Genomic DNA, 24,984 nt, shown 5'->3' on the forward strand with positions numbered 1-24,984 from the left:
TTCGAAACCTTGATGAACCTGCACTGCGGTCCGCATCGGCCTGGATGGAACGTCCACGATTCCCGTGCAAGCGAGCCTGCGTCAGGCACCTCGACAGAAGTCAGCGATGCTGCGTGCCGTTTCACGGCTGATTTCGGGGCAAAGAATAGGCATCGTGTCAGACCCGTGAGCGGTACCCATCAATTGGCGACATTGGGCGGGCACGCCGGCTTCGAGAAGAAGTCGATAGAATGCGATACCCTCGTCGCGCAGCGGGTCACATTCGTTCACGCTGATCACAGTTGGCGGCAGACCTTTGAGATCTTCGGCCTTCGCGAAACCGGGCCACGCCAGCGGGTTCCTCTTCTCGAGTTCTTCGATTCCATACGACATCGCCCCCTGATTATTATGAAGGTCCAACAGGATGCCGTTGTTCTCGGTTGACGATGGATTCTCCGGCAGCGGCCATATCCCGGCGATATAAGGACAGAGCGCGTATAGTCCGGCGATCAAAGCCGTATTGCCGTCCTCAAGCAGTCGCATCCCTGTCGCCAGAGTTAAATTCCCACCACCGCTCTCTCCGGCCACTATGATCCGCGCTGGATCGATACCGAGACTTTGGTGTTCCTCGGCTACCCAGGAAAGACCCGAGACACAGTCGTTCAAGCCCGCCGGGAAGGGTGCGACTTCCGGAGCCGACGAAGGCAACACCGAGTTGCGAAAGTCGACCATGGCCACCGCCACTCTTTGCTGGGCCATCATCCGGCCCCAAGCCCGATAGTTCCCGTCAAAGCAAGACATCATCATCATGCCTCCCCCATGGATATAGTAGACGCAGGGAACAACCGCGTCATCGTCGGGCCGGATGAACTGGATCTTGATCTGATTCCCATCCGGTTGCGAGGTGAATTCGAGCGTTTCGATCCGGAGCCCCGACGAGGGCGAAATCTCCTCGGTATCGCACATCGCCGCGAAGGTCTCGAAAGCCTTGCGAGCCTCCTGAGATTCAGGAGTCGCCTGGTCCGCCAGCAACGCTTCTCGACTATCGACGTCCCGCATCTCGGGGTCTGGAAATAGAGCAAGCATGGTCCTGATACGTGGATCCATGCGCCGATCGGTCTTGATATCAAATTTGGGCAAGAGAGGGCTCCTTGAGTTCTGGGCAGGCCGCATCATGGCCCCCGGTTTTCTTTTTCGCCAAAGCGGATGCCTTGGTCAAATCGAACCCCGGACCGACATTCAGCCCTCAATCATCCTCTGCTCCGGCGAGAATCCATTCTCGCACCTTCGCGACCAGAACCGGCTCAAGCAGGGTCGGTGCGTTCCCCGGCATATGCGCAAATTCGGTCCCTTCATCATCGAGGGGCTCACAACGCGAAATCAACCGATAGAGCCAACTCCCGTCGGGATCGCCGGGGGCAATCAGCGGCATCTCGGTTCGAGCCGTCACGACCGGGGCACCGACCAGCGCGGCCAGATCTCCAGTCTCAAGGTCAAGCCCAGCGGCTGGAGTCACGCTGCCATGGCACGCCGAGTAGTTACAAGATGGGGCAAAGATCGTCTCTCTGATACTCGAGAAGGTGGGCGGAGCCTCTGCCGATGCATCGTTCGGGGTGTCTACACATACGGGCCTTGCCGGCAGGTCGATATCTTCCGGTGCCACTTCGGGAACGTAAAGGTCGGCATTGATCTCGTCTGCTGTGGGCGGACCCTGAGCCGGATTACGCGGAACTGCCAGAATCGAGCACGGCCCCGTACCCAAAGGAACACCGCGGTCTTCGCCCGCGCTATCTGTCGTTTCACTGACTTGCAGATCCATCATGATTTCCGTCTCGGCAAGCCCCAGCATAACGCACATCTCCTGGTCACCGATGCCCCATCCAATGCTCTCGTCTCTGGGGTTGCGAAAGCCGCAGACCACGCGCAAACCAGTCGCATCGCCGAGATCAAGAGGCGGCTCGAGCGCCAGTCCATTCGCATCACCGTTGAACGTATTCAACTCATGCAGGACACGACCGTCGTTCTCACCACCGACAACTTCGACTCGAAAATGATTTCCAAGCTCATGCGTGTGCGGCAAGACCCAGTGCAGCTTCATATCGAAGGGCCGATCCGCCGCCCCTGCAAAAGCGCTCGCCATATCGCATTCAATGGCATAGCGCTGTTCGCTCTCCGGTGGAATATCGAGAGCGTAATAGCTGAAGCGAAAAGGCGAGAGAATCGCCTCGACGTCGCGAGGATGAATCAGTTCGAGCGACATTTGCAGGCCCGTGCGCAGCTCTCGCGCAGAGAGGTTCAGGAAATGCACGCCGGCAACCACCTTGTGGCGAGGGGGAATCTTCACGACCGCACCGGGCCGAAAACCCTGGACCTCGAAAAGTGATTGCGTCGATTGCGCAAAGATTACCGTGCCAGCGACAGCCGCGCCGATCTCGCTGAACTCTCGATCTCCACAATCAAAATAACCGTCGGGCCCGGCGTAGAGGTCGTCGGGAACCACAAACCAATTTGAATGGTGCGAAGCACCCGGGTTGCTGAGAGTCACAGACTGCACGTAGAGTGCCGATTCGTTGCCAAGCGTCCACGCAACACATTGGGACGCTATTTCTTCCCCCGGGCCGAGAACCAGCTCTCCCAGGAAATGTGTCAGTCGCGCAGCCTCGAGATCAGGAGTCGGCTCCGGCATCGGATCGGGCGTTGGCTCCGGTACCGGCGATGCGTCAGGCGTTGGACCCGACGGCGTATCTCCAACGTTTCCGGTCTCGGTGCCGGACCCACCACATGCAGCGCCGAGAAGCGCCGCGAAAACCATCGTCGGTAAAACCCATCTCATGCTTGATCCAATCGCAAGAAGTGGGTCGGAGGCAAGCTCTCGCTCAAAAGAATCTACCAAACTCAAGCTGGAGGCCGGTTGCGCCTCTCCTTATTGGCCCGTGCGCCATGAGTAGTAATCATCCGGAACGACAGCGCCAAGATGGCACATCCGACAGATCTGGGTCTGCTCAAAGGGACCGTAGGGCTGACGTATTTGCGAACCCAGCAGGCCGCGCGGCGTCTGCCATATTTCGATCAGGCCATCTGTCCCGAGCAATTCTACACGCGTTGCATCGATCCACCCATCGTAGCCCGCCGGAGCATTCTTTCCGACCAGCCATTGTTCGATCCGCCCGTAGCGCGCCTCGGAGGCTTCCCGCTGGTCGAGTGCCGCGTACGCCTCCGCGAGGTTGATCTCGGCACCGACCTGCTTGAAGGGAGCTAGCGATGTTGTGCGCACGACGCTCCAGTTCTCACCGTCGTTGAACCCGTCGATCCCGAACTGGATCGGATCCTCCGGCGAGTTCAGAAGGCTGGTATGCCCCGACAGCCCCACATAGCGCAGTTCCGAACCGTAACCGACATTATATTTCGGCGAGGGTCGACCGAAGAGCAACGCGACCTTGAGCATTTTATCGAGTACACCCTCCCCGTCGAGTCGCGACGATTCGACCCGCGACTCCAGCAGAAACTCGGCAAGCGAGAGGTAATAGAGCCCCATGGCAAGCGCATTGGGGTTGTAGACGTTCAGACGAATTGAGCGCACGATGTCGCTTGCACCACTCACGATATAGCGGATTCCCGCGGGGTCGCCCGGAGCGTATGCGGTATAGACCATGGTATTGCCAAAAGCCGCGAGCTTGAAGATCCGTGCCCGGTAGGTGCTCTCGCTGGCCGTTGCGTAGGCAACCGAATCCTGCGCCCACGATTTCATTTCTTCAACCGCAGTATTTTGCACGATTGCCCAGAATTTCCTCTCCATCGCGAGCTCGAGATTCGAATCCTGCTCGCAGGGCGTGGAGGAATCTCCATCCGTACAGTCCGCTGGATACTCCACATTGGGGATCGTTGGCGTCAGCGGGATGCCGGCGGGCCATGCCGCCGGCTGCGGCGGGGCCGCTACGACCGGCAGAACACTCATCGGGCGAGCCAGGCCATCATCACCGGACGCTATCCTTGCTGCGGATTCCTCCTCGGCAAGCTCCACTGTGTCCTCCAGAACATCGAGCAGCTGATCTCGAGAAACCCTCAAATCCGCAAGGGCTCCTTCCAACCCCTGATTTTGGCCTCCGGGCGAAGAACCCGAATCGCCGCAAGCACTCAAGACCATCGCGGTCGCCAAAACCGAACAAGAAGAAACGAGAGAACGAAAAAAGACAGAGGACATGAACGCCCTTTTGCCTCAAGAAGTCTCCTTCGGTCAAACCGGAAAATCTGGAACTATTCTCCGCTAAACCAAATCGGAAGCCGCGGAGGACTCACATACCCTTGCGACATACCGGCCATACCGGCCATACCGGTTGTGCCGAGGGTACCGGAGACCATGATCCGGGACGCCGCTTCACGTCAAGGTTTTCTCCAAGGCCCGGCCGGTCGCTCTTTGATAAAAAACGCCGAGTGCATCTGAAAACCTCTGCGGGAAGAGCCGCGACAAGATATCGATCACGACGGCATCGAAGCCGACCAATTGGCGCTTTCGGTTCTTCAACATCCCTCGGATAATGATGCTCGCCGCCTTTTCGGCGGAAGTACCTGCGATCTGATCAAAACGTGTGATTTTCTCTTCATGGAGGTCGTCGGACTCGTAGCTTCGGGCATTGCGAGCGATATCCGTCTTGACGCCGCCGGGATGCACAGAGGTGATATGAACCGAGGTTCCATTCAATTCTTGTTGAAGAGTTTGATTCAAGGCTTTCACCGCGTGCTTCGCACACGCATAGGGGCCGTTCATCGGGGTCGATACAAAGCCGTTGACGCTGGAAATATTCACGATGTGAGCATCGGGTCGTTTTTTCAGATGCGGCAAGAATGCTTTGGTGCCGTAGAGGACTCCGTAGAAAACGATTCGAAACACCCAATCAAAATCTTCGTAGGAGATCTCTTCCACGGTCGCGATGGAGGCGACGCCCGCGTTGTTGATGATGCCGTCCACATGCCCGTGAACCTTGATTGTCTCTTCTGCCCAGGCGTAGACCTGATCGCGATCGGCCACGTCGACCAAATGCGTGGTGACCTTGACCTCCTTTGATACGAGATCCTCAGTCGTGCGCAGACCTGCCTGGTCGACATCCGAGAGCGAGAGATGGCTTCCCTGATCGGCCAATTGAATCGCCAGACACCGACCGATCCCAGACCCGGCACCGGTGATGGCAATCACTTTTCCGTGCAAATTTTTCATGATCAATTCCTCTGGTTCGATTGAGCAGTATGAGGCCTCTGGTGCGGAGCAAACCTGAACTCCCGTTTTGTAGCAAGAGAACTCAGGCGCCCCGACCGGGCTCGCCGCAGTTCGGACCGCGGCCCGAACCATATACCCGTTGCACATGCGGGATGCGCCAAGTATTCGACTGCATACCGCCGGCCAAGCGGTCCCCCCACCGTAAGCTGATTTTCCAGCAGCAATACGGATTGAAAAACTCGATGCCAAACTTTCTCAGCAACGCAGACTGGAGCTTCCCCGTACCGATTCGATACGGCCCGGGCCGGCTCTCCGAGATCGGGGTCGCCTGCAAGGAGCATCGTCTTGCGAATCCGTTGATTGTGACCGACCGCGGCAGTCGCGATTTGCCGTTTATCGAATTGGTCAGCAGAGCCTGTCATTCCGCAGGCGTGCAAAGTTCGGTATTCAGTGATGTCTCGCCAAACCCTACCGACCGGAACATCGCGCTGGGGAAAGCCGCGTTCAACAAAGGTCGGCATGACGGGATCATTGCCATCGGCGGTGGCAGTGGCATGGATGCGGGAAAGGCAATCAGCCTCGTCAGCCGGAGCAATACGGATCTATGGGCATTTGATTACGACCAGTCGGAGGCTCCGGACCTGAGTTTCGAGGCATTCGCACCGCTTGTGTGCGTCCCGACAACCGCTGGTACCGGTGCGGAGACCGAAAGTACGGCGATGCTCACCGATACCGCGGTCGGCACGAAACGTTGTGTTTGGCATCGCCACCAGAAGCCTCTTCTGGCCATCCTCGATCCGGAACTCACCGTCAAATTACCGCCCGACCTTACCGCCTGGACTGGTTGTGATGCTCTCGTTCACGCGATCGAAGCACTCTCGGTGCCTGACCTGAACCCTCTCTGCGATGGGCTGGCGCTTGAATCCATTCGGCTCATCACTGGTTCGCTGGAAAAGGCCGTGGCGCATGGCGACGACCTCGAGGCCCGCGGCGCGATGCTGGTCGGTTCGTGCCTTGCAGGGATCTCGTTTCTCAAGGGCTTGGGGCTGGTCCATGCCATGAGTCATATGGTTGGCGCGGTCTGTGATACCCATCATGGCTTGACCAACGCCGTGCTGCTGCCTCCGGTCCTGCTCTTCAACAGGGCGGCATTGGAGGAAAAAGCCCCTCTGATCAGCGACGCCATGGGCTTGGGGACAGAGGATTTTGACTCGATGTATGCCGGTATCGTTGGGCTGTTGGACGAGCTGAAAATTCCCCGTGGTCTCGCGGACCTTCAGGTTCCCGAAGAGGCGCTCGACGCCATCGCGGAAAAAGCTATCACCGATTCGGCGCGAGCGACCAATCCGGTCCCGTCGACAGTCCGGGATATTCGCGCACTCCTCGGCAGATCCTTCGTGAATGCGCGCTGAGGCAGGCGCCCCGTGCGCCTCCCCCCGCTATTCAGCCTCGGCCACACCTGTTAGGAGTGGCTGCCATGACGATGCCTACCAGCGACGAGAAGCTCTTCGAGATCATGTACAGCTGCCGCGCCATGCGGCGACTCAAACCCGACCCGGTCCCCGAAGAGACCCTGCTGCAGCTGGTCGACGCGGGCCTTCACGGCCCCAGCGGCAGCAATGCGCAAAACTGGAAATTCATCATCGTCCGCGAGACGGCCACCAAGGAGAAAATGCACGCGCTCTGGAAGCAGACGTGGGGCTTCTACATGGACACCTTCGCCGTCGCAGATCCTCGGCCTGGCGAGGACGTGGCCGCCCGTGATCGGATTACCAAGGCGGCTACCTGGCAACTCGACCACTTCGTCGAGATTCCCGCATTCATCTGCGTCTGCGTCGCGCGCGACGAAGCCATGGCCAAAGCCCTCGCATCACCGTCCACGTTAACGAGCGCTGTGCGCCATCTCGGATTGGGAGGCGCGCTGCGGCTGGCGACAAGCGGCGGACGGACGGCCGGGATCGCCGACGGCGCCACCGCCTTTCCGGCGGTGCAGAACATCCTGCTCGCAGCCCGCGCCCTTGGGCTCGGTGCCGTACTCACCACCCAGCATTTTTTCGTGCCGGGAGAGTTCGAGAAAATCCTGGGCATGCCGTCCACAAGCACGCTGGCCGCGATCATTCCGGTAGGTTGGCCGACCGGCAAATTCGGTTCCGTCAAGCGTCCCAACCCGGCCGACGTCGTAAGTTGGGTTTGAGCCTCGATCCGACGCCCGACCGGTGCGGGTTACGGAGCAGAGAGCGAAGTCGGAACGGAGTGTGGCCGATTGAAAAAGGTTCTGAAATACGGCGCGGTCCTGCTTGCTCTGTTGGTCTTGAGCGGTGCGGTATACCAAGGGGTCCGGAGCGCGGCTGACCGAACGGCCTACCCGGTACCGGGCGAAATGGTAATGGTCGACGGGTTGGATCTTCACCTGGACTGCCGAGGGTCGGGGCATCCTGTCGTGCTGTTGGAGGCAGGGCTTACCACAGGCTCCACCAGCTGGGCGCTGGTACAGGACGAAATCGCCTCCTTCACGCGCGTATGCGCCTACGACCGCCCCGGGATCGACTGGAGTGAACCCATTGACGGAACGGCCGGCCCGGTGGAGGTGGCGCAGCGACTACACCGACTGATCGAAGTGGCCGAAGTCGACGGCCCGTGGATCCTCGTGGGGATGTCCGCCGGAGGCGTCTACGCACGAGAGTATTTTGACGCCTACCCCGAAGGCGTGGTCGGGATGGTGCTGGTGGATTCCTCACACGAGGAACAAGGGCTCAGGCTTCCGAGCGAGGATGGGAGCCTGCTGGATTTGGCACAGCCGCTCGCCATCTGCAGCTACTTGCAGCCACTGGGTCTGATTCGTGCGCTCGGGATTGTGGACGAGTCCATCGAGATGTTCTGGCAGGTGGACATCCCTCCGTCAGCCGAAGGTGCGATCAAGTCCAATGCCAATCAATCGCACGCATGCGGAGCGCTCTACTACGAGATGGTGAGCTTCGACGAAACACTGGCGCAGCCCCGTGCGCCCCGCTCGCTTGGAGATCTGCCCTTGATTGTCCTCTCTCAGGGGGTCGAGCCCTACGCGGTCGAAGAATTGGGTGTCTCCCTTGAGTCAGCCCGAGCGCAGCGAGCCGCCTGGGATGAATTGCAGGAAGAACTGGCCCGACTCTCCACGCGGGGAGAGCGGCGAGTCGCCAAGCAGAGCGGTCACCTGATCCAGATAGAGCAGCCCGAAATCGTCATCGAGGCGATTCGTGACATGGTCGTGGCCCAGCGTCAGGTCGCGGCCCCAAGCGGCTGAATCCGTCCGCCCTGCCGAGCGGCAGAAACCCTACCTGCAGCCGCAACTATCGATGACCTTTCCTCGCGGAGAGCCAGGACGCGTCCCCGATGAGTTGGACCGTACTTCTGCTCGAGATGCTTCGCCTAGGCGACCGAGAGGAGACGATGCGCCCCGACCAGCCGTTCCTGAATCGGGATCCCTACCGGGCAAGATCCGGCACAGGGAGCGGGACAACTCGCACAGGCGGATGCGTCATGAGACAGCTTCGCGTAGGCCTCGATCCCCGATCGCTCGGCGCGGTAGTCCTCGAAGTACATGCGATGCCGCAGAACATCGGGGATAGCGACATCATTCGGACAGGAATCGAGGCAATCACCGCAATGAGGACCACAATAGGTGCCGCGGATCTGCTGGTCGTAGCGTGCGAGTCGCGCCATATCGGTGCCCTCCGGACGACCACCCGATGCGTAGAGGTACTCGTCGAGATGCTGCAGCTCGAAAAACGAAATGATCGAGCAGGAAACATCCGGATTCGAATTCACCCATTTCAGTGCCGACTGGGCATAGGAACTCGCATCGTCCTGGAAGCCCTCGAGCCCATGGTGCTTGGCCCCCTTGAGGGTCTTCATGGCAACGACACCCATATCCTGTTCCCGGCGCGCCTTGGCGATCAAGCGATTCAGTTCCGGCCAGATGCCGTGATGGTAGGCGACCATCATCACATCAAATTTACCCGAGTCGATCGCCGCATCAGCGACCTCGGTCAGCTTTGGCGTGTGGGAGGAAAAGCCGAGAAATCGCGCCTTGCCCTCTTCTCGCAACTCGGCAAACGCCTGGTGCATATTGGGGTCCATCAACCGGTCGACGTCATCGCAGGAGTGCACATGAATCAGGTCGACATAGTCTGTCCCGAGCCGACCAAGGCTCGCATAGATGACCTCCTTGTACTCCGAGACCGATGTCCCTGCGGGCAGATGCCCGATCGGCGTACAGAATTTGGTCGCTAGAAAAAGTTCCTCGCGGGGGCGATCCTGAATCGCAAGACCGACCGCCTCCTCGGAGCCTGCAGCGGAATAGTCCGGTGCGGTGTCGATGTAGTTCACCCCTCGGTCGAGAGCGAGCTTGACGACCTCCGTGCCCTTGTCTCCCCGGATCTGGCCGGCTCCAAGGACGATATCTGACACCGGCCAGTCCGTCCGACCCAATCGGCCGTACGACTGCACGCGACTACCTCGCCACGGCGCTTCGAGGGTGGGATGCGTTTTCACAACGTCACCACCAAAGACCTCGCCCACAGGCCGTTGCCAGCCCGGCCCGCCGGTCCCCCAGCCCAAAAAGGTGCGCCCGACCATTGTACCACCGCCGGCAACAATGGCTCCCGCACCCGTCGCCATGCTGGCGAGCAGCGTGCGCCTTGCCGAAGCCGGTGCGGCCCCGGCGCCAACCTCCTCGGCACCGCGAGCACGCAGAACCTGTCGCATTCCGAAAAAGGCAAAAACGCCAAGCAGAAAAATAAGGACAAAGGCCGAGATCATCCCGCCAACAGCCTTCGTGGCCTCCGGCATCACGGTCATCACGGCAGATTGGAGTCTCTCACCTCCCGGAAAGGCCGAGGAATCCAGACCGACAAGAGAGTCGTAGAGCAAAGGGCCAGCGACGAAAAGGCCGATAGCAGCACTCGTTCCCAAGGCGGCCAGAGCAACGGTTGTGGGACGCATGAGAGATTCCTCCAATCGCAGGAAACCTGCGCAGCCAGCCTCGGAAATGAAGCCTTGACCAAGACTAGCCCAGCTACCTCGTTTTCCCAACAGGTCATTTCGCGGCTGCCGAGGGGTGCACCTTCCGGATGCCCCTCAGTCCGGCACCAAAGGTCACCCACACGTGCATCCCGGAACGACGCGGCCAGCACCTGGCCGAGAAAAGGCTCGTAATCACAACGGCAATCCGACGGCTCCCGCGTGACTCGAACGCGCAATCCAAAGATCAAAAATCGGATCAAACACAACCCGCCGAAGCTCCACCCGACGCGGGTGAGGAGTCCCGACTCGACTGAAGTACCCTCCCCGCGAAATAGGTTTCGGGTTCGCACTGACCGACGCGTTACAACTCGAGTGTTTTTTCATGGAAGGCTTCACCCCCGTTGCGCCGCTTCCCGGATTCAGTAGATGCAGCTGCAGGCGCCTTGAGACGAGCACAGGCCACCGCAGATCGAGCAACTTTCGCCACTGGCACAGGCCCCCGGGGTGCATATCCCATCCGTGCAGATGTCAGAGCGGGTACAAAGTGTGCCATCGCAGCTCGCCGGCCCGTTTGGTTTGAACTGACAGTCCGCCCCACAGCACGACGTCGCTTTGCCGTTCTTCGAGCCCTCGTCGCATTGCTCACCTGCATCGACCGACTCATTCCCGCACAACTGCAGATCAACGAGAGCTTCCTCGCAATCGAGTCGAGGGAAGGACAACCCATTGCTTGCATCGGTAACCAGCACCGAGGAGCTCTTGAGTGCATTCTCGATCGACTCGGGGGTGCGCGACGGATCGTCTTCGATCAGCAGAGCGGCGCAAGACGCAGCGATCGGGGCAGCCTGCGAGGTCCCGGCGTAGGTGGAAGCACCACCTCCCATCCCGGTAGATGTCATCCAGGCCCCCGGCGCGAAGAGGTCCGTGGTGGAGCTGCTATTGCTGAAGCACGTGACTTGGTCCGCAGTCGTTCCCGACTCCGAGCAGCCCAATACACTGGGCGAACCTTCCGCCGCATCCCACACGGCTCCAACCGAGATGGCATTCCCGACACAGGCAGGGACCTGCATATCGACTCCCGAGCCGTTGTTGCCGGTCGAGACAAAAGTCATCACTCCGTTCGCCCGAAGGGTATCGATGGCCGCAGCAAAGCCCATGGTATAGCTGGTCGCGCTGTCACAATTACCGGGGAATCGAGCCTCGGTGCCCAGGCTCATATTCACGACGCGCACCTCGGGATGGTTGTTGATCAGGTACTCAAGCCCGGCGATCACATCCGATGCGCAGCAGAAAGAGTTATTATCGTCGAGAACCTTGATGGCGATGATTTTTGCGGCCGGCGCACCCCCTGTCGGGGCCTCGGTGCCCGCGAATCCGTTTGCTGCGGCACCGGAGGTAATCACCCCCGTCACATTGGTGCCATGGCCGTGGTCATCCTCGGCCGCGCCAGTTCCGCTCTCTGCCGTTCCTCCGCCCGGACAGCAACCCCCGCCACCGCTGCAGAAGCAGGCCTCACCCGCGAGATCGCCAGCCAAGTCGGGATGGTCCGAGTCGTAGCCGCTGTCGAGGACCGCAACGCTGATCCCTGCACCTGTCAGCCCGTCGTTCAGGCGAAGGCTGTCCATCTTTGTCAGGGGCAGAGCCTCGGTCAAATTTCCGCGGCCCGGAGCATCGATGTCCACACGCAGAACCTCGGGGTGATTGACCAGTTCCAGAACTCCATTGGCCGTGACCCGCCCGGCCAACGCACCGATTGTCTCAAAGCGGTGCCGTAATTCGAATTGGCCCGGTTTGAGACGACCGAGAATGGACTCGCCAGTACTGGCGATCAGGGACCGATTCCGGCTGAGCATCTTTCCTCTCGCCTGCGTCTGCTTTTCCCCGGGGGCCCGAAAAGCAATCATGACCCGGACGAAGCCCTTCGAACGGAGCCCATCGATGACTCCCTCCGAGACAATTCCCGACGCTCGAATCCGCTGCTCCGCATCACTCGAAAACGCCCAGACCCCCTCTGCGATGGCGAGAGCTCCAGCGCCCAACAACAGAAGCAGCAATTTCACCCTCGTCATGCGAATGCGATCGTTCCCCCAAGAAGCCCCGCTCATTGATTCGGTCAATCCGATCTCCGGCATCGAGTAAAGGTTGATGCCATGGTCGTCAGGTTGCCTCGGGCGCAGGCCACTACGCAACACGAAAGAAATCTTTTCCTAGCCGGCGCCCTATCGGTCAATCCTGCGTTTGTCCGATTCTCGTTTTTGCGCGGCCGGCACGTTGAAAATGGGACAGAACCACATCCACAAGGCACAGCCGCGAAAAGCTCGCGACTGCAGAACCAATCCAACTGCCCCCGGCGTGACTCGAACACGCGACCTACAGATTAGGAATCTGGCGCTCTATCCACCTGAGCTACGGGGGCTTTGGATTGGCTGGAAGTGTCTTTCCTAACGCAGGCGGCGGTCGCCTGCATCAACGGCCATCGCCCGGACCCGCAGAAGTCAGGGTCGGCGCAGGCCGGCATCAGGTTCGGGTCAGTCAGCGGCCTCCCTTGAGGCTGAGGAAGTGGCTGAGGACGAGGCCGCCGCCGGGATCGGACCGGTCACCGAGGCCAGTGGGATCGACACCATCCGGTCTCCTTTGGCGGTGCCCAGATAGAGCTTCTCGCCCACAGGCAGAGCGACTGTTGCAAAGCCCATCGGCGGGCCTTCATGCGCGAACACGGCCCCGCCCTCCATGGTTTCGGCATCCGCGCGGACCACAGAATAGGCAAGCGGGCATGGCCCCTCCGCGTCGAGACAACTCGTATTACCGATGAAATGATGATGGCCGACAATCCAGATCCGCCCCGCATCATCCACGGTCACATTATCCGGCTGCTCGACCGCCACCTCCCCGAGATAGGCACCGGTCGTGGCGTCGCGACGAACAGAACGGTTCTCCATATAATTATTGATATACAGTGTCTTGCCGTCGCGAGACGAAGCAATCCCGTTGGGCATCACAGCCTCCGACTCCGGCAGACGCGAAAATCCGGTCGCCGGGGACCAGATCCAGACCCAACCCGTATGGACCCCGAGTAAAAGCTTGCCCGCCGTGACGATCGTCCAGGTATCCTTGTCCCACATATGAGTGACGGCAATCTTTCCGTCCGGCAAGGCCGCTACGTCATTGAGGAGCGGGTCGCCCGCCGGCGCGACACAACCACGCCAGGAGATCGACCATTCGCCAGGTTTGCCCACCAACTCAAAGAACTCCACCGACTCCCGTCCCCCGTGGTTCACGACATAGAAACCGCGACGCCCGTCCTCGCGGCTGCGCAGATCGATGCCGTGCGGGCTGAACAAGCCGGGATCGGGTGCCGGACATTTGCGATCGGCCCAATTCTCGCCGTTGCCGTTCCAGTCAATCGGTAATTCGCGTCGCGAAGCGCCTTCGATCTCAAAAATCGCCAAACTGCCGGGCGTCCCTTTGAGGAAATTGCCCATCTCGCTCACGAATAATTCCTGACCGCCCGGTGCCGCGACCAGATCTTCGGGATTGGTGAAACCGCAATACGAGGTGATGCCGTCAGCCACCACACAGGAGTCCGTTGCCTCTGCCGCTTCCCCCGCAGCCGACGCGGAGGATGCCGGGGAAGCGGCAGACGTGCCACCGACCGTCCTGGTGGCAGCATTGGTGCACCCATTAGCCAGAAGAAACGGGGCAAGAACCACCCAAAGGGCAAAGAACCTGCGATTCGAAAGACGCTCGCTCATGGGCATTGACGCTATCACCCGAGGCACGGATCGCCGAACGCTTGCCTCCGATACGAAAACCTTGCACCGTGGTGCGATGATAGAATTGATGCCCACGTGCGCTGCTCTTCGCCCCCTCCCGCAGGCCTTCCTGCGCGCCACATCTGCCTGCATGATACTGCTCGGGTTGGCCGCTTGCTCGGGCAGTTCTGCGGCGCCGCCGGACCCGGCGGCACCACAGGCTTTCAACGCCGAGGGTTGCACACCGGTAGACTACGAGACAGGACAGACCACAGTCGTCGACATCGAATTCGACGGCCTGGACCGCTCCTACCGCCTCTTCCTACCGACCGGCTACGATAGCGCCGCACCAACGCCACTCACCCTCAACTGGCACGGCCTCACCTCAACGTCCAGCCAGCAAGAGGCCTATACCGGGACGGCCATCGCAGAAGAACGTGGCTATATTCTGGCGTTCCCCATGGGCATCGGGAACGCGTTCAACGGCGGTGGTTGCTGCAGTCAATTCGGCAATCCCCCGCATAGCGAAGATGACGTGGGCTTCGCCCGGGCCATCGTGGACGATATCGCCAGCCAATTCTGCGTCGACCGGCGTCGCATCTATTCGACCGGGATGTCCAACGGAGGTTATATGTCCGAGCGATTGGCGTGTAACGCCAGTGACCTTTTTGCCGCCGTCGCTCCGGTCTCGGCACTTGGGTATCCGGTACCGAACTGCGAACCTGGCCGCCCGGTGCCGCTGCTCGCCTTCAACGGCACCGAAGACCCCTTGGTGAGCTACGACGGCTCCACCCAGAGCGCCCAGATTTGGGCTGCCCGCAACGGCTGCGACCCGGAGCCGGTTCGCGCGGCGCGCGACGGGGATTATTGCGAGCGTTGGCTCTCGTGCACCGATGGAGCTGAGGTCGAGCACTGTACCATTGTCGGGATGGAGCATTGCTGGCCGAGCGACACGCAGGACATCGTCCTGCCCGGATTCTGCGCAACCGGGGGACTGGGCCCGATCGATGCCAACAACGATATGTACGACTTCTTCGCAGCGCATCCGATGGTCGACTAGAGATCAGCGGTTCAGGCCAAGGGTCAGAGGTCGGTCAGAGGTCGGGCCGAACCGAGAAGATCAGGACGCCAGGGAGTTTCTGCTCCAGGCGCATGCCAAATTCATGCGGCACCTTGCTCGCGTCGACCCATTTCTTGCGGGGCGGACCGTTCAGCTTGAACAGAAGCACGACAATCGTCGTCAAATCGGTACTCTCCTGTAACCGCCGCAGAGCGGCCAGGTCCGGCAGAGCCTGCGCGTCGGCCAGCCGCTCGGCAAATCCCGCTGGCCAATAACCGTTGTAACCGTTGAGGACCGGGCGACGATGGTAGATCGAGCGATACATGGCATTGACCTGCCCTACCGGATCGAGAACACCGCGCCGATTCAACAGGGCGGGAAGTTCCAGAACCGGGCCCGAGCCCTCGGCCAACGCCGCCGCCACGATATCGTCAGGTGCCGGAGGCTGCAGCAGAGGGTATCGAGGTGGTACGACGCGGGGCCTCGCATAGCGGTCGGGTCCGACCCCCACCGCACTTTCGTAATAAACCAGGCCCGCCCCCAGCACGACCACAACCCAACCAACGACAGCACCCGCACCCATTCGTCGGAGCGCGCCCGATACCGCCACGCCACAACCTACCGACAGCCCGATCAAGGCGACAATTGCGAGTCGGTGTGGTTCGCGCACGACGTCGTAGACGCCGAGCCATTGCCCCAGCCACGCATGCGGGAGGCGGATCATCCCGCTCTCCAACCGCGCCACAGGCGTGAAGGAAACCAAAACTCCGACGCATACCCAGAAAAGAGCCATGCGAATCCCTGCAGCCTCGAGCCGTGGGGCATTGCGGCGGACACCCGGGAGCAAGCATATCCCGAGCAGAAGCAATGCGGACAATCCGACTCCGGTCGGCATCCGGGCATCGAGCGGCCCCCACGGGAGACGCGTGAGCTGCATGACACCGCGCCATACGCTCTGGGACGCCAGATCAGGGTTTTCTACGCGAGTCAGTAAATAGGGGGCAAAGGCGAGGACGAGCGGTACGGCCGCCAAAGCCATGGCCCCCAACACCCGCCATCCCTCGGCTCGGCGCTGCGGCGAAAGCAATCGCAGCAGGCAGACCGCTCCCACCACGAGGTAGGTAGCAACGGCCAGGTACACAGTCGCCAAGCCCTGCAGAGTCAACAAGAAGGCCAGCACCAACAACCGGCGATTGCTCGACACTCCGGCAACAAGGAAAAGGAAAATCCAGGGCAAATAAAAGAGCATTGCGTAGTTCGGTGCGCACGGTGCCCATTGCCACCATAGCCAGCGGGAACTGAGCAACATCACAACCCCCGCAAGGCCCGCGGCGTGACGGCCCGTCAGCCGACGAACCACCAAATGTACACTGCCGGCGGTTGCGACCAGTCCGAAGAAAAACACCAGATTCAGTGCCAGTGTCGGGTTTCCCGACAAGGCAAAAACCGGCAGGAAAAGCGGCAACGCGCCGAAGGCGGCCTCTCCCAGAAGGATCGTCCGAGCCGCCGGGTAAAAGGCGCCTCCATCCAGCCATCGTCCCGGCGAAAAAAGCAGGGCATCAGATTGGTGGGCCAGTGCCCAGCCTACGAGCTGGCTATCGAAACGACACGCTTTTCCGCTCAGCGGCAAACCCGCCGCGAGCTGTGTGACCAAGGGCCAGGTCAGCCAAGCGGCGAGCAGGCCATAGGCAGCAAAGACCGCAAATATCTCAAAACCCCGCAGGCGATCCGCCTCCGAAAGTCTGTACCCCCGATCAGGAGACGCCACGAGCCGAACCCGAAAAAGGCTCCGAGGACATCAACCCCCATCGGGCCAATCGGAATTTCAGGGCTGTTCCGAGGCAACCAAATCCATATTGGACGCTGCGGACAAAATTAATCGAGCTGGCATCGGTTGCGTAACGCGTGGGGCAACTCACCTCACCGATCGCCTCGTCGAGCCATAAAATCTGGGCCAGCATCTGATTATCAAATACGAAATCGTCCGAATTCGAATCCAGAGGCAGCCGGCGCAGCAGCTCCGCAGAGAACGCTCGATAGCCGGTATGGTATTCGGAAAGTTGCGCTCCCATCAAAATATTTGCGAACAGAGTCAAGAAGCGATTGGCGACAAACCGCCACCAGGGCATGCCCCCGCGCAAAGCATGGCCGCCCAAAATCCGGGAACCGAGCACGCAAGGGTAGAGACCATTGCCGATCAATCCGCTCATCGCCGGAATCAACTTGGGCGTATATTGATAGTCCGGGTGGACCATAATGACGATATCGCCGCCCTGCTCGAGCGCCAATCGGTAGCAACTCTTCTGATTGCCGCCATAGCCTCGATTCCCATCGTGGCGATGCACCAGAGTGTTGGGCAGCGTCGCCGCCAGCGCCACGGTCTGATCGCTGCTGCAGTCGTCCACCACAATCACGAGGTCCACGACTCCCTGAGCCATCACCTCATCGTAGGTCTTCTGCAAGGTTGCCTCCGCATTATAGGCAGGCATGACGACGACGACTCTCTGATCCTTGAAAATTAGCGCATCTCCTTACTGCTGCAGCAGAGAACCCGTCAGGCGCCCGCCTCGCAGCCTCCTTAAATCCTGATCGAGGGCGCAGCACAAGCAACGCTTTTACGCGAGCGAAGATTGCGATATCCGGTAGACCTTGAAGACCGCGCGCGCATCATACCTGTTCTGGACGATCGCGTTTCTGCTCCTCTCGCTACCGATTCTCCCGCTCCTGACCGATCATCTGGCCGACAACCCCAACCGGAACGATGCACGTCTGATCGTCTGGATTCTGGACTGGGTCTGGTACTCTCTCCTCCACGCCCCCGACATGATCGCCGAGGGGCCAATCAACTTTCCTGCCCCAGCCCAGCTCACCAGTTCCGATTGGTTCTATAGTGCGCAGACCGTTTTCGGTCCGATCCATGTCTGGACCGGAAATCCGGTACTCGCGGCGAACCTGACTGCGTGGCTGACCTATCCGCTGGCTGCATTCTGCATGGAACGTCTCGCCCGACGACTGGGCAGCGATCCGCTTCCCGCCATCACAGCGGGCCTCTTTTTCGCCCTCGCCTCGCGTCGGGTACCTTTCAATATCCACATTCTCCAGAACGCCAATTTTCTTCTGCCGCTGGTCGCATTGGCCGTCTTGAGCCTCTTTGACCGACCGGACCTTCGACGGACGTTGGCAGCGACTGCCGCGTTCCTGCTGGCCTGCCTGAGTGCACTCTATGGAGCCTTCTTTGCCGCTGTGACCGGGGCGATCGCCCTTGCGGCAGCATGGTGTCGGCCGACCGCCTCGCGCGGCCGTGCGACGGTCTACGCTTTGCTGGCAGCCGGAATCGCCGGTGGCATCGCGGCGATCACGCTGCGACCCTGGCTGGCGCGAGCCACTGACGAGCTTCGGCCCCTCGCCATCGCCGACGCAAACCTCGCCAACTACGGCTCGGCACTGCTCGGTATCAGCCGGGTAGATCCGGTCTCGGCCATCAATTTCGCTTTGCCTGTGGTCTTCCTCGGCGCGCTTCTTGCGGCCGTCGCGCAACGAGGCGTGCGGGTCGGCGTAGCCTTCGGCGTCAGTATGTGGCTGCTGGGAGCCCTGCTGAGCCCCGGCTACCCCAAAGCGCTGGAATCCGTTCTGGCAGGGTCCCCTCTCTCTTTTCTCGCCTACCCCGACCGGCAACAAATTGTGGCCGATGTGGGTCGCGCCATACTTCTATCGCTTGCTTTGACCGGGCTGCGCAGTCTGCCATTCCGCAGTCTGCCACTCCGAGGTCTTCAGACATCAGCCTGCGGCCTTGTCGCGATCCTGCTTCTGTTGGTGCGCGGAACAGCTCTGGTCGACGGCAATTTCAGCCGTCCGCTTGCCTTCGGCAGTGACCGCCCTGCCTACCTCGCCCTGCAGGCTGCCCTGCAACCAGCTCCGGGCTCATCCGCACGGGTTACCTCCGGTCCCCTCCTTGAACTGCCGCTGCGACGACCGAACCCAAATGGAAGGGCAAAGGGAACTCCGGTCGCGCCCGATGCCATGCTCGGGCAAACAATCCATCGGATTCCCCTCGTCGATGGCTATACGGGCTATCACCCTCCGCATCGCGCATTTCTGCTCGACGCAATCGGACGGCTGCCTTCCGGCCTCGCCCTCGCCGACCTGCAGCGAGCAACAGGTCTGGAATGGATCCTCCTGCGACCAGAAGCCGAGTGGCAGGGATATCCCACCAAGCGCGCCAGCGTCATCGACCTTCTCCGGAAATCCCCCGAGGTCGAGGAGATATCCGATCTCGGCGGATGGACATTGGCTCACCTCCGAGCCCCTTCTTCCTCGGATTGGCGCCAGGCCATAGCCGCGGGAACGGGCCGCAACCAGACAGCTCTCGGGTACCCGGCGGTTCCATTGACGGCGGCATCGACATCGGGCGAACTGAACGTGCAGGCAAGCCCCAGCGCAGGCCGCGCCAACCAGTATCTCCCGTTAGATGTGACACTCACCAATACGGGCGAGACACCGTGGCCAGGATCGCTCCAACCCCGGCGCTCCTGGATGCTCGACTTCGGTACCACCCGACCAAGAGGCCGCTTTCAGGAGGGCGTCCTGCAACGGCCGACGCCCTTCCCGGCTGAAAAATCCGTCGTTCTGGCGATCAGGTGGAAGCCGCTCGATGAGGGAGCGAAGGCTCAGCCTGCGCAATTGGTGCCGCTACCACGCGACTTGCCCAACGGAGAGAGCGTCAGGTTTCCGGTGTTGCTGCGCTACCCGAAAGGATCCGGTTCCTATTCGTTCTCTCTGCAGCCCAGCCAGATCCTCGAGGGCAAACCGGTTGCCCTGCCAGTGGCCGCAGCAACTCGAAGGGTTCAGGTCACGCCGTAAACATTCGGGCCAAAAGGGGCCCAGTGGGAATTCGAGGCAGTTGAGGCAGTTGGCAAGGCGGCATCGTGCCGAGCCCCGACTGGGCGAGCCGTTGTCAGCCTTCGAGTCGTTCGGGCCGAATATTTCCATACTCGACCAGCGCCTGCCCGGCGCGCTCGGCTCGGTCGATTGTGTGGATCACTTCCTCCCAGGCGGGATCCATGCGGATCGCGGGATTCTCTACGGTCGCGAGAACCTCCTGAGCTTGGCGAACAATGGAAAGAACCTTTTCGGCGACCTCTATGGGTTTGGCACTCATCGAATTCCTCCAGATCTCAACCGCGAAACTTTGCGATAATATCGTTGGCGTATTGCTCGATCGGCTGCAGCTTCTCCTCGTAGGAAACGTCGCCCCCACGATAGAAGTCACGGAAACCGATGATCACATCGGTAATGCCGCGGTCCTCGAGTCGCTTCAAACCATCGACGGAATATCCGTCCATCGAGATCGCATGGACCTCGAAGGGTTCCTTCTCTCGACCCGCCTCGACACGAAGCTCGTGTAACCGCGCCAGATAGGTATCCAACTCGGCGGGATCGCCACCCGCATGCATCCAACCATCTCCCAGACGCGCGGCTCTCTTCAGGGCCGGCTCGGAGTGGCCGCCGATTAAAATAGGAATTGGCTGGGTCACGCCCGGGCATATCTTCGCACTCTGGAGGTCGTAGAACTCGCCCTTGTAGGAAAAGTACTCGCCCGCCTCCAGGCCGCGGATGATCTCGATCATCTCGTTCATCCGCTTGCCGCGTCGTTTCCAGGACTGGTTGCAGATATCGAAATCTTCCGGCCAGGGACTGAGACCAACCCCGAGTGCGAGCCTGTTTCCGGAGAGGACAGCAACCGACGTCGCTTGCTTGGCCACCAGTACCGGTTCGCGAATCGGCAGTTTCACCACGAAGGTCGCGAAACGCAGTCGAGTGGTGACGGCCGCCATTGCCGGGATGAGAGAAAACGGCTCGATGAAAGGCTTGCCATCGAGAAAACTACGATCGCCATCATCTGTATAGGGATATTTACTATCCGAGAATTGCGGGTAGCAAATGCTGTCCGGAACCACGGCCGTGTCCCAACCGCAGGCTTCTGCGGCCTGCGCCAACGGCAAATAATGGGTGGGATCACCCATCGACTCTGCGTAGGAAAATCTCATGGTTCTGTCCTATCGGGCTCTAGTTGCCCAGCTTGGATCGATCGGACCAGAAGAGCACCACCGGTGCCGCGATATAGATCGAAGAATATGTGCCCGTGATGAAACCGATCACCAACGTGAAGGCGAATGGTTCCAGCCCCTTGCCGCCGAGGAAGAACAAGGCGAAAAGCACAAAAAGTGCCGTTCCTGTCGTCAGCAGCGTTCGCGACAGAGTGTCATTGATACTGCGATTGATGATATCTCCAAGTTTGCCCTTGGGGTTTCGCTTCAGGTTCTCGCGAACGCGGTCGGACACGATAATCGTGTCGTGCACCGAGAAGCCAATCACCGTCAGCAAGCCGGCCAAAGTCGTCAAATCAAATGTATATTGGGTCAACATCAATGCCCCGGTGGTAATCAGCACGTCGTGGATCAAGGCGATGACCGCCCCCAAGCCGAAACTCGTTTCGAAACGGGCAGTAATATAGAGCCCCATGAAAACGGTCGCGAAGAGAATTGCCATGAAGCCCTGGCGCCGCAGATCTGCCCCGACTTTGGGACCGACACTCTCGACGCTGAGAATCTCGACGCCTCCCTCCCCACCGGTCGCGGCGAATAGCTGCTTGAGCGTGCGCGAGATGGAGTTCATTTCCTCGCCTTCAGTGATTTCAAAGCGCAGGAGGAATTCGCTTCCCTGGACACCGAAGTCCTGCACCGTCAAATCGCGCAGATCGAGAGGCACCAGTTCAGCCCGGACCGCATTGGCATCCGTAGGCGCTGCAAAGCGGACTCGCATCGAAGTTCCACCCGTAAAATCGACGCCGTAGTTCAGAGGGCGAGCGAAAAAGAGGACGATGGCCAGAACGTTGAGAATCGTCGAAATGATCAAAAAGAACTTGCGGCGGCCGACGAAATCGATCGCCAGGCCTTCCGGGAGGAGGCTACGAAAATTGAGATCAGCAGAGGCTTTTCGCCCCGCGACCTTTGCACCTTTGTCCATATCCACCTCGACTCCGAATTCTACTGAAAACCCGTGCTTTTACTAGCAACACGGAGCCCCGCGCTCAACCGGAGGCCTACATATCGCGTCGACCCGAAAGCGAGCGGGACAGCGTCATGGCGTCGCTGTACTCGACATCGCCTCCCATGGGCAGCCCCATGGCAATACGCGTGACCCGAATATCGGCCTCGGATTTGAGCTGTCGGGAGATCCACAAGGCCGTCGCTTCCCCTTCCGCGCTCGGATTTGTGGCGACGATGACCTCCCGGATTTCGCCGGAGCGGGCTCGCTCGATCAGCTCCGCACAGCGCAGATGCTCCGGCCCAACGCCTTCGAGGGGAGAAAGGGCTCCCCCCAGAACGTGATAGAGGCCTCGATATTCCCGGGCTCTCTCGAACGCCATCATATCGGCCGGCTCCTCAACCACGCAAACCTCATGCTTATCCCTCCGCGGGTCCGCGCAAACGCCGCACGGGTCGGTCTCGGTCAAACCGAAGCACATCGAGCAAAAGCGACTTTGTTCCTTCACGTCGAGCAAGGCCGCTGCCAAACTCGCCGCAAACCCATGCTCCTCACGAAGGGTAAAAAAAGCGAGACGCGTCGCCGTCTTTTCACCGACGCCGGGAAGCTTCTTGAGCTCTTCGACCAGCCTCTGCATCGAGGGGGTTAGCGCAGACGACATCGAACCCGATTCCTGCTCAACCGAACCCCGGCAGTGAAATTCCGCCAGTCAGTTGCGTCATTTCGTCGGCCATCATCTTCTGGGCCTTGCGAATCGCATCGTTCACGCCCGCAGCTACAAGATCCTGCAGCATCTCGCGATCGTCGTCCGCGTATACGCTATCTTCGATCGTGATCCTGCGGATCTCCAACTTTCCGGAAACCTCTACCCGCACCATGCCACCGCCTGCGGTACCCTCAACCGTGCGCGCACCCACCTCTTCCTGCATTGCCTGCAAGCGATCCTGCATGGTCCGCGCCTGCTCGAGAATATTTCCCATCCCGCCCAGATCAAAAGGTTTGGCCATCGCTCCCTACTCCCCGCGTTTCTCTCGAGGCAATACAGCCTCGATTTTTCCGTCCAGCAATTCCAGTCCCAACTTCACGACCGGATCTTGCCGAGCTTCCTTTTCCAGATCGGCCACACGCGGCACTGCCCCCGATTCTTCAAGGACGACCGGCGAAAATCGGAGAGACTTCCCGAAAGCGTTGGCAATCGCCTTCTCGATATCGGCGCGGACTTCCGGGTTGGTCAGTGCCGTCACCGCATCCTGTCCGGTAACTCCGACTTTCAATTCACCCTCGGCCACCTCAAGAAGGCGGCTGTAGGATAGCCGGAAAAAGCGCGAAGCCTTTTCCTTCTGGAGCGAATCCACCACACCCTTCCAGCGAGGTTGCTCGGGCGAAGCCTTTGCTGCCTCCGGAGGCGAACCCGAAGCTCGCGCGTTCGGCGCCTGAGACGCCCGCGAAGCCGCGCCCGTCTGAGGCGGCGTTCCGGCAGACGGCGGCGGCGCTTTGGCTACCGTGGCGCCATTGCCACTGCCCGTGGGTTTGCCGCTCTGCGCAGGCTCGGTCCTCGCGGCTGTTCCACCGGAACCCGTCGGAGATGCGGTCCTCGTTCCAGCAGAACGATTCGACGGCCGGTCCGCATCGGCCCGGCCGTCGCCGGCGACAGCACCGCGACCGCCCGCGCTCGCTTTAGCGCGTCCGCCAGCCTGACCGCTCCCACCAATTTGGCCACCGCCACCAGAGGCAAGTTTTTCAAGCCGTGCGACAAGCTCATCGACCGGAACCATCTCGGCCAGAGTCGCCATCTCCACAAGCGCCATCTCAAGAACCAGTCGGGGCGCAGCTGTTCGACCCAATTCCTCCTGCCCACGCAGCAAGATGCGGAACCACCGCTGGAGATCGTCCGCCGGGATTTCCCTCGCCATCTCCTCCAGTGCCGCGATTTCCGGCGGACTGAGGTCCACAAGAGTCGCCGCCGAGGCAACTTTGAGCACGGTCAGATGGCGAAGCTCCTCGAGCAAGTCGAGAGCGAACCGCGCCAGATCCGCGCCTTGACCGACCAGATCATCCACCACCCCAAGGACCGTCGCCGCATCACGCGACTGCAGGGCGGCCACCACCGCTCGCAACGCTTCCCGATCCGGGATTCCGAGGGCGGCATGAACCATCGAGGGATCGATATGACCGGCGCCATAGGCCAGAACCTGTTCCAGAAGAGACGTCGCATCGCGCAAGCTACCCCCGGACTCTCGGGCGAGGATCGCCAGAGCCGATTCATCCGCACTCTTCCCTTCACCTTCGACCATTGCCGCCAACGCACCGATAACCTCGACAACCGAAACCGAGCGAAAATCGTAACGCTGACAGCGCGAGAGGATCGTGGAGGTGAGCTTTTGCGGTGCCGTCGTCGCCAGAATGAATTTGGCATGCGGCGGTGGCTCCTCGAGGGTCTTGAGGAACGCGTCCACTGCCTGTCGGGACAAGCCATGCGCTTCGTCAATGATATAGACACGGAAGCGCCCCGCGGCTGGCTGGTACTTGACGGTTTCCAGAAGTTCGCGAGTGGCATCGATGCCGGTCTGCGAAGCTGCATCCACCTCGAAGACATCCAGCGAACGCCCCTCGGTGATCTCCACGCAATGCTCGCAGATATTGCAGGGTGTCGAGGTCGGCCCTTCGGCGCAATTCAAAGCCTTCGCGAGGATCCGGGCCGTGGTCGTCTTGCCAACACCGCGCATTCCGCTGAAGACAAAGGCGTGGCCCAACCGGCCTCCGTCGACGGCATTCGCCAGAGTTTGGGTCACATGATCTTGCCCCACCACCTCGGCGAAGAGCTGGGGGCGAGACCGTCTGGCCAGAACCTCATAGGGCTCTGCTGCGGAGGAAACCGCCTTTCCGGTCTTGCCCGGACTTCGCTTGGAACCTCCAGCGGACCTTTCGAGAAC

General features: G+C 60.5%; 20 protein-coding genes and 1 tRNA gene. 5 read left to right on the forward strand and 16 right to left on the reverse strand.

Annotation, left to right across the window (positions count from 1 at the left end):
• Positions 1-81 precede the first annotated feature (81 nt).
• From P8K07_03900 to P8K07_03915, 4 genes are all read right to left on the reverse strand, one after another.
• Positions 82-1,119 (reverse strand): alpha/beta hydrolase, encoded by a 1,038-nt coding sequence (locus P8K07_03900; protein ID MDG1957665.1) that lies wholly within the window; start codon positions 1,117-1,119, stop codon positions 82-84.
• Between the two features lie 106 nt (positions 1,120-1,225).
• Positions 1,226-2,812 carry a hypothetical protein gene (locus tag P8K07_03905; protein ID MDG1957666.1) on the reverse strand — a complete coding sequence of 529 codons (1,587 nt, stop codon included), beginning with the start codon at positions 2,810-2,812 and terminating at the stop codon, positions 1,226-1,228.
• Between the two features lie 90 nt (positions 2,813-2,902).
• Positions 2,903-4,180, reverse strand: coding sequence for a hypothetical protein (locus P8K07_03910; protein MDG1957667.1), 1,278 nt, complete (start codon positions 4,178-4,180; stop codon positions 2,903-2,905).
• 174 nt (positions 4,181-4,354) lie between these two features.
• Positions 4,355-5,191: an SDR family NAD(P)-dependent oxidoreductase gene (locus tag P8K07_03915; GenBank protein MDG1957668.1), complete on the reverse strand. Its 837-nt coding sequence runs from the start codon at positions 5,189-5,191 to the stop codon at positions 4,355-4,357.
• Between the two features lie 242 nt (positions 5,192-5,433).
• Here P8K07_03915 and P8K07_03920 point away from each other — a divergent pair, with 242 nt between their 5' ends.
• From P8K07_03920 to P8K07_03930, 3 genes are all read left to right on the forward strand, one after another.
• Positions 5,434-6,603 carry an iron-containing alcohol dehydrogenase gene (locus P8K07_03920; GenBank protein ID MDG1957669.1) on the forward strand — a complete coding sequence of 390 codons (1,170 nt, stop codon included), beginning with the start codon at positions 5,434-5,436 and terminating at the stop codon, positions 6,601-6,603.
• A gap of 65 nt (positions 6,604-6,668) precedes the next feature.
• Positions 6,669-7,385, forward strand: a complete 717-nt coding sequence (locus P8K07_03925; GenBank protein MDG1957670.1) for a nitroreductase family protein — start codon at positions 6,669-6,671, stop codon at positions 7,383-7,385.
• A 69-nt stretch (positions 7,386-7,454) separates the two neighbouring features.
• Positions 7,455-8,471, forward strand: a complete 1,017-nt coding sequence (locus P8K07_03930) for an alpha/beta hydrolase (GenBank protein MDG1957671.1) — start codon at positions 7,455-7,457, stop codon at positions 8,469-8,471.
• A 125-nt stretch (positions 8,472-8,596) separates the two neighbouring features.
• Here P8K07_03930 and P8K07_03935 read toward each other — a convergent pair whose 3' ends face one another.
• From P8K07_03935 to P8K07_03950, 4 genes are all read right to left on the reverse strand, one after another.
• Positions 8,597-10,171 carry an aldo/keto reductase gene (locus P8K07_03935; GenBank protein MDG1957672.1) on the reverse strand — a complete coding sequence of 525 codons (1,575 nt, stop codon included), beginning with the start codon at positions 10,169-10,171 and terminating at the stop codon, positions 8,597-8,599.
• 440 nt (positions 10,172-10,611) lie between these two features.
• Complete coding sequence (locus tag P8K07_03940; protein ID MDG1957673.1) at positions 10,612-12,384, reverse strand: S8 family serine peptidase; 1,773 nt, start codon at positions 12,382-12,384, stop codon at positions 10,612-10,614.
• Between the two features lie 150 nt (positions 12,385-12,534).
• Positions 12,535-12,608: transfer RNA gene (locus P8K07_03945), tRNA-Arg, on the reverse strand.
• Between the two features lie 112 nt (positions 12,609-12,720).
• Positions 12,721-13,944 (reverse strand): SMP-30/gluconolactonase/LRE family protein, encoded by a 1,224-nt coding sequence (locus P8K07_03950; protein MDG1957674.1) that lies wholly within the window; start codon positions 13,942-13,944, stop codon positions 12,721-12,723.
• Between P8K07_03950 and P8K07_03955 the strand changes: the two genes are divergently transcribed.
• Complete coding sequence (locus P8K07_03955) at positions 13,943-15,004, forward strand: PHB depolymerase family esterase (protein ID MDG1957675.1); 1,062 nt, start codon at positions 13,943-13,945, stop codon at positions 15,002-15,004. The genes P8K07_03950 and P8K07_03955 overlap by 2 nt on opposite strands.
• A 34-nt stretch (positions 15,005-15,038) precedes the next feature.
• Here P8K07_03955 and P8K07_03960 read toward each other — a convergent pair whose 3' ends face one another.
• Together P8K07_03960 and P8K07_03965 are read right to left on the reverse strand one after the other, a co-directional pair.
• Positions 15,039-16,772, reverse strand: a complete 1,734-nt coding sequence (locus P8K07_03960) for a hypothetical protein (GenBank protein MDG1957676.1) — start codon at positions 16,770-16,772, stop codon at positions 15,039-15,041.
• Positions 16,759-17,523: a glycosyltransferase family 2 protein gene (locus tag P8K07_03965; GenBank protein MDG1957677.1), complete on the reverse strand. Its 765-nt coding sequence runs from the start codon at positions 17,521-17,523 to the stop codon at positions 16,759-16,761. Before P8K07_03965 ends, P8K07_03960 begins: the two co-directional genes overlap by 14 nt.
• A 130-nt stretch (positions 17,524-17,653) precedes the next feature.
• Between P8K07_03965 and P8K07_03970 the strand changes: the two genes are divergently transcribed.
• A complete protein-coding gene (locus tag P8K07_03970) occupies positions 17,654-19,864 on the forward strand; it encodes a hypothetical protein (GenBank protein ID MDG1957678.1) in 2,211 nt (736 codons plus the stop codon).
• Between the two features lie 94 nt (positions 19,865-19,958).
• Here the strand turns inward: P8K07_03970 and P8K07_03975 are convergent, their stop codons facing one another.
• From P8K07_03975 to dnaX, 6 genes are all read right to left on the reverse strand, one after another.
• On the reverse strand, positions 19,959-20,162 hold the full coding sequence (locus tag P8K07_03975) for a hypothetical protein (protein MDG1957679.1): 204 nt from the start codon (positions 20,160-20,162) through the stop codon (positions 19,959-19,961).
• Between the two features lie 16 nt (positions 20,163-20,178).
• Entirely contained in the window at positions 20,179-21,051 is an 873-nt protein-coding gene (locus tag P8K07_03980; GenBank protein MDG1957680.1) for a TIGR03619 family F420-dependent LLM class oxidoreductase, read from the reverse strand.
• Between the two features lie 19 nt (positions 21,052-21,070).
• Positions 21,071-22,030 (reverse strand): protein translocase subunit SecF, encoded by a 960-nt coding sequence (secF, locus tag P8K07_03985; protein ID MDG1957681.1) that lies wholly within the window; start codon positions 22,028-22,030, stop codon positions 21,071-21,073.
• 76 nt (positions 22,031-22,106) lie between these two features.
• The gene (recR, locus tag P8K07_03990) at positions 22,107-22,712 is read right to left on the reverse strand and encodes a recombination mediator RecR (protein MDG1957682.1); all 606 of its coding nucleotides are present in this window, start codon (positions 22,710-22,712) and stop codon (positions 22,107-22,109) included.
• Between the two features lie 16 nt (positions 22,713-22,728).
• Positions 22,729-23,058, reverse strand: coding sequence for a YbaB/EbfC family nucleoid-associated protein (locus P8K07_03995; GenBank protein MDG1957683.1), 330 nt, complete (start codon positions 23,056-23,058; stop codon positions 22,729-22,731).
• A 6-nt stretch (positions 23,059-23,064) separates the two neighbouring features.
• The gene (gene dnaX, locus P8K07_04000; protein ID MDG1957684.1) at positions 23,065-24,897 is read right to left on the reverse strand and encodes a DNA polymerase III subunit gamma/tau; all 1,833 of its coding nucleotides are present in this window, start codon (positions 24,895-24,897) and stop codon (positions 23,065-23,067) included.
• Between the last annotated feature and the right edge of the window lie 87 nt (positions 24,898-24,984).

The organism is Candidatus Binatia bacterium (genome assembly GCA_029248525.1).
GTDB lineage: Bacteria > Desulfobacterota > Binatia > UBA12015 > UBA12015 > UBA12015.